This window comes from Achromobacter sp. 2789STDY5608615 (assembly GCF_001298995.1).
In the GTDB taxonomy this organism is placed as follows: Bacteria; Pseudomonadota; Gammaproteobacteria; order Burkholderiales; family Burkholderiaceae_B; genus Achromobacter; species Achromobacter insuavis.
This window is the reverse complement of record NZ_CYTY01000040.1, coordinates 1-5,519: the sequence shown is the minus strand read 5'-3', so window position 1 is coordinate 5,519 and position 5,519 is coordinate 1. Positions and strand designations below refer to the sequence as shown.

General features: G+C 66.7%; 5 protein-coding genes. 1 reads left to right on the top strand and 4 read right to left on the bottom strand.

Translation table 11 applies throughout. The annotated features are described in order from the left end of the window. Positions 1 to 77 precede the first annotated feature (77 nt). The 4 genes from AOZ49_RS25665 to prfB all read right to left on the bottom strand — a co-directional run bounded on the left by AOZ49_RS25665 (position 78) and on the right by prfB (position 3,853). Positions 78 to 401, bottom strand: coding sequence for a hypothetical protein (locus tag AOZ49_RS25665; protein ID WP_054429919.1), 324 nt, complete (start codon positions 399 to 401; stop codon positions 78 to 80). A gap of 15 nt (positions 402 to 416) precedes the next feature. Continuing rightward, positions 417 to 1,940: a lysine--tRNA ligase gene (lysS, locus tag AOZ49_RS25660; RefSeq protein ID WP_054429917.1), complete on the bottom strand. Its 1,524-nt coding sequence runs from the start codon at positions 1,938 to 1,940 to the stop codon at positions 417 to 419. A gap of 10 nt (positions 1,941 to 1,950) precedes the next feature. Continuing rightward, on the bottom strand, positions 1,951 to 2,706 hold the full coding sequence (locus AOZ49_RS25655; protein WP_054478509.1) for an SDR family oxidoreductase: 756 nt from the start codon (positions 2,704 to 2,706) through the stop codon (positions 1,951 to 1,953). Between the two features lie 42 nt (positions 2,707 to 2,748). Then, positions 2,749 to 3,853 (bottom strand): peptide chain release factor 2 gene (prfB, locus tag AOZ49_RS25650; RefSeq protein ID WP_156355752.1). Its coding sequence is split into 2 segments (ribosomal slippage): positions 2,749 to 3,771 and positions 3,773 to 3,853, totalling 1,104 coding nucleotides; the frame shifts between segments, so codons are not numbered across the junction. A gap of 297 nt (positions 3,854 to 4,150) precedes the next feature. Here prfB and AOZ49_RS25645 point away from each other — a divergent pair. Further along, on the top strand, positions 4,151 to 5,461 hold the full coding sequence (locus AOZ49_RS25645) for an MFS transporter (protein ID WP_054478507.1): 1,311 nt from the start codon (positions 4,151 to 4,153) through the stop codon (positions 5,459 to 5,461). The last annotated feature ends 58 nt before the right edge of the window (positions 5,462 to 5,519 follow it).

The window sequence follows — 5,519 nt, the reverse complement described above, 5'->3', positions numbered from 1 at the left end:
CATGCGGCGCCTGGCGGTCGCGATAAGGAAGAAGGGGTAGGGCGGCGCCACGCACGGCGGCCGCCCGTCGCGCGGGATCAGCCCTTGCGCTTGAGGAAGGCGCCGACGCCGCAGGCCACCGCGATCGCCAGCAGGGCGGCTGCGATGGTCAGGAGGAAATCGGCTTCGCCGTGGTAGCCGCCGCCGGTCACGCCGCCAGCGACGCTGCCCATCCAGATCACTGCCGTGACCAGCGTGCCGGTCAGGGCCAGCGCGGTGGCCAGGCACAGCGCGATGAACAGCGGCGTGCGGCGCACGGGCGCGGGGCCCGTGGCGTAGCCGCCGCGGCCGCGGCGGGGTTGCATCACCATGAAGAACAGCGCCGCAACCACCGCGGCCAGCATCAGGATCTTGACGATCATGACGCCGCCCGCGTCTTAGTCTTCACGGCGCAGGTGCGGGAAGAGGATGACGTCGCGGATGCTGGGGCTGTCGGTCAGCAGCATGACCAGGCGGTCGATGCCGATGCCGCAGCCGCCCGTCGGGGGCATGCCGTATTCCAGCGCGCGGATGTAGTCGGCGTCGTAGTACATCGCTTCCTCGTCGCCGGCATCCTTGGCCTCGACCTGCGAGCGGAAACGCTCGGCCTGGTCTTCGGGGTCGTTCAGCTCGGAGAAGCCGTTGGCGATCTCGCGGCCCGTCATGAACAGCTCGAAGCGCTCGGTGATGCCTTCGCGGCTGTCGGAGGCGCGCGCCAGCGGTGACACTTCGACCGGGTAGTCGATGATGTACGTGGGGTTCCACAGCTTGGCTTCGGCGGTCTCTTCGAACAGCGCCAGCTGCAGCGCGCCCAGGCCGGCGCGCGACAGCACCGGGCCGTCGGCGTCGGCGCCCAGCTTCTTGAGCTCGGCGCGCACGAAGGCCGGGTCGTCCAGTTGCGCCTGGGTGTAGCCCGGGGCGTACTTGAGGATGGCTTCGCAGATGGTCAGGCGGTCGAACGGCTTGGACAGATCCAGCTCGCGTTCCTGGTAGGTCAGCACGGCGCTGCCGGTGGCCGAGATGGCGGCCTGGCGGATCAGTTCCTCGGTGAAGTCCATCAGCCAGCGGTAGTCCGCGAAGGCCGCGTAGAACTCCATCATCGTGAATTCCGGATTGTGGCGCGGGCTCACGCCTTCATTGCGGAAGTTGCGGTTGACCTCGAACACGCGTTCGAAGCCGCCGACGATGAGGCGCTTGAGGTAGAGCTCGGGCGCGATGCGCAGGAACATTTCCATGTCCAGCGCGTTGTGGTGCGTGACGAAGGGCTTGGCCGCCGCGCCGCCCGGGATCGGGTGCAGCATGGGCGTTTCGACTTCGAGGAAGCCGGCGTTCAGCATGAACTGGCGGATGCTGCCCACGGCCTTGCTGCGCGCCTCGAAGGTGCGGCGCGTGGCGTCGGTCATGATGAGGTCGACGTAGCGCTGGCGGTAGCGCAGCTCCTGGTCGGCCACGCCGTGGAACTTGTCCGGCAGCGGGCGCAGCGACTTGGACAGCAGGCGCGCCGTGGCGGCGTGCACCGACAGCTCGCCCTTGTTGGTCTTGAAGACCGACCCTTCGATCGCGATGATGTCGCCGATATCCCATTGCTTGAACGCGGCGTAGCTGTCTTCGCCGAGCGTGCCGCGGTCCAGGTAGATCTGGATGCGGCCGGTGCTGTCCTGCAGCGTGGCGAAGCTGGCCTTGCCCATGACGCGCTTGAGCATCATGCGGCCGGCGACCTTGACGGTGACGGGCGCGGCGGCCAGGGCTTCCTGCTCCTGGTCGTCGTACTTGTCGTGCAGGGCGGCGGCGCGGGCGTCGGGGACGAAATCGTTGGGATACGCGACCCCGGTCTCGCGCAGTTTGGCCAGCTTGGCGCGCCGTTCGGCGATCAAGCGGTTTTCATCCTGGGCGGGGGCCGGAGCGGTCGTGTGGTCGGTCATGGTCGGGGGATCAGTCGTAATTGCGGATGTCGTCGATTTCGGTGGTGCCGAAGTCGTCGCGATCCAGGTAGGCGAGGATGCGGGAGGCCACGTTGGCGGGCGAGGACAGCTTGCCGGTGGCGTGGAAGTCCTGGAACTTGGCCAGCGCCGGGAAGCTCTTGGGATCGCTGGAACGGATGGCGGCCTGCATGTCGGTGTCGACGATGCCGGGCGCCAGCGAGACGACGCGCGCGCCGTCCTCGCCCTGTTCCTGCTTGACCACGCGCGAGTACATGTCGAGCGCGGCCTTGGTGGCGCAATACACGCCCCAGCCGGCGTTGGGATTGCGGCCGGCGCCGGACGAGATGTTGAGCACGCGGCGGTCCGCCTTGAGGTCTTCGACCGCGGCCAGGAAGCGCGCGGTCAGCAGCATCACGGCCGTCACGTTCAGGTTGAAGGCGGCGGCAATCGCCGGGCCGTCGATCAGCGCGTCGGTGCCGGACACGGGGTGCACGGTGCCGGCGTTGTTGATCAGCAGGTAGCGGCCGGCGTCGCGCGGCAGCGCGTCGCAGATGCGGCGCGCGGCCGCTTCCGCCGCGGCCAGGTCCGAGAGGTCCACGGACAGCTGCTCCAGCTGCGCGTCCTGCGAGCGGGCGTAGGCGGCCAGCTCGGGGTCTTCGCGGCGCGCCAGGGTGATCAGGCGGGTGCCCGGTTTGGCCAGGCCGCGCGCCATGGCGGCGCCGATGCCGCGCGAAGCGCCGGTGAGAATTGCGATGGTGTCAGACATGCGTGAACCCTCGGGGTACGGTGGACGGAAGTATCGCGGAACTTACACGCCTTGCTTGAGGCTGGCCTGGATGAAGGGATCCAGGTCGCCGTCCAGCACTTTCTGCGTGTTGGAGATTTCGACGTTGGTGCGCAGGTCCTTGATGCGGCTCTGGTCCAGCACGTACGAGCGGATCTGGTGGCCCCAACCCACGTCGGTCTTGGAGTCTTCCAGCTTCTGCTGCTCGGCCATGCGGTTGCGCATTTCCAGTTCGTACAGCTTGGACTTGAGCATCTGCATCGCTTCGGCGCGGTTGCGGTGCTGCGAGCGGTCGTTCTGGCACTGCACCACGATCCCGGTCGGGATGTGCGTCAGGCGCACGGCCGAGTCGGTCTTGTTGATGTGCTGGCCGCCCGCGCCCGAGGCGCGGTAGGTGTCCACGCGCAGGTCGGCCGGATTCACTTCGACTTCGAAGGAATCGTCGACCTCGGGGTAGACGAACACGCTGGCGAACGAGGTGTGGCGGCCGCCCGACGAGTCGAACGGGCTCTTGCGCACCAGGCGGTGCACGCCGGTTTCCGTGCGCAGGTAGCCGAAGGCGTACTCGCCCTCGAGCTTGATGGTGGCGGACTTGATGCCGGCCACTTCGCCCTCGGATTCTTCCAGCACTTCGGCCTTAAAGCCCTTGCGCTCGGCGTACTTGAGGTACTGGCGCAGCAGCATCGAGGCCCAGTCCTGCGCTTCCGTGCCGCCCGCGCCTGCCTGGATGTCCAGGAAGCAGTTCAGGGGATCGGCCGGGTTCGAGAACATGCGGCGGAATTCGAGGCCTTCCAGCTTTTCCTGGAAGCCGTTGGCGTCCAGTTCGATGGATTCGAGCGTGGCGTCATCGTCGTCGGCGGCGGCCAGTTCGAACAGTTCGTTCGAGTCGGCCAGGCCCGTGCCGAGCGCGGTGAGGGTCTCTACCACCTCTTCGAGGGATTTCTTTTCACGGCCCAGGTCCTGGGCGTGCTTGGGGTCATTCCAGACGGCCGGGTCTTCGAGCTCGGCGTTTACGACCTGCAGGCGTTCGGTTTTGGCATCGCAGTCAAAGATACCTCCGTAGAGCCTGTTCGCGCTCCGCGTAGTCGGCGAGGCGGGCTGCGAGCTGGTTCTGACGTTCGGCTTCCATGATGATTCCTGATGACTTTTGTGCGAAACCGGGCATTTTACCGTGTAAGCCGCCGTCCCGTGGGACGCGCCGGTACACAGGGGGACGGATGAAGCAGAAAACCCGTCCGGACAAGGTTCCGCCCGATTCCGCCGGTTCGTTCTAGGGGTTTGCGCGCAGAGGGCATAGTTGTTCAGTTTTTTGTCAACTATGGGGTTCTAGGCTTGGTCTGCCGGCCCATATGTCCCCGCTGGGGGCGCGGGACCGGACAAGCTGCCGGTCCATGACCGGCCTATCCCGTCAGAGGAGGAGACATTGATGGAACACACTATGGCCCCCGGGGTCTCGCCGGCGATCCCGGCGGCTGAGGAGGACCGGATCTATCGCAAGGTGGGGTGGCGGCTGGTGCCGCTGTTGGTCGTCTGCTATGTCGTGGCCTACCTGGACCGCGTCAACGTGGGCTTCGCCAAACTGCAGATGCTGCAGGAACTCCAGTTCAGCGAGACGGTGTACGGATTGGGCGCGGGGATATTCTTCATCGGCTATTTCCTGTTCGAGATCCCCAGCAACATCATTCTCCACAAAGTCGGCGCGCGCGTCTGGATCGCGCGGATCATGATCACCTGGGGCATCATCTCGGCGTGCATGATGTTCGTGACCAGCGTGCACATGTTCTATTTCCTGCGCTTCCTGCTGGGCGCGGCCGAGGCCGGGTTCTTCCCGGGCATCATCCTCTACCTGACGTACTGGTATCCCGCCGCCCGGCGCGGACGCATCACCACCTTCTTCATGACGGCGGTGCCGATGTCCGGCCTGATCGGCGGCCCGATCTCGGGCTGGATCATGAGCACCTTCCACGGCGACCACGGCCTGTCGGGCTGGCAGTGGCTGTTCCTGCTCGAAGGCATCCCGTCGGTCATCATCGGCGTGCTGGTGCTGATCTACCTGGACGACCGCATCAACAAGGCCAAGTGGCTGACCGCCAATGAAAAGGCGGTGCTGATCCGCAACATCGCGGCCGAGGAACAGCACAAGGAAGACCCGCCGATCCGCGCCGCGCTGACGCGTCCGCGCGTGTGGGCGATGGCGCTGATCTACTTCTCGTTCGTGATGGGGCTGTACGGCGTGGGGTTCTGGATGCCGACGCTGATCAAGAGCACGGGCGTGCAAAGCCCGCTGGCGATCGGCCTGCTGACCGCCGTGCCCAACCTGTTCGCGGTGATCGGCATGATCCTGATCGCGCGCAACTCCGACCGCAACCGCGAGCGCCGCTGGCACGTGGCCATCCCGGCGCTGTGCGGCGCGGTGGGGCTGCTGTTCTCGGCGATCTGGAGCGGCAACACGGTGCTGGCCATCCTGGCGCTGACGGTGGCCAACATCGGCATCTGCACGGTGCTGCCGCTGTTCTGGAGCCTGCCGACCGCGCTGCTGGGCGGCACGGCCGCCGCCGCCGGGATCGCGCTGATCAACTCGGTGGGCAACCTGGCGGGCTTCGTCAGTCCCTACCTGGTGGGCTGGCTCAAGGACATGACCGGCACCACCAACACCGGCCTGTACATGCTGTCGGCGTGCCTGGTGGTCGGCGCGCTGGTGGCGCTGGCGCAGCCGGCCAAGCTGGTCAACAAGTAGCCGCGCGGACCCCGCGCGGCGGGGGCTGGCAAAAAAACGGGCGCATCCGTGAGGATGC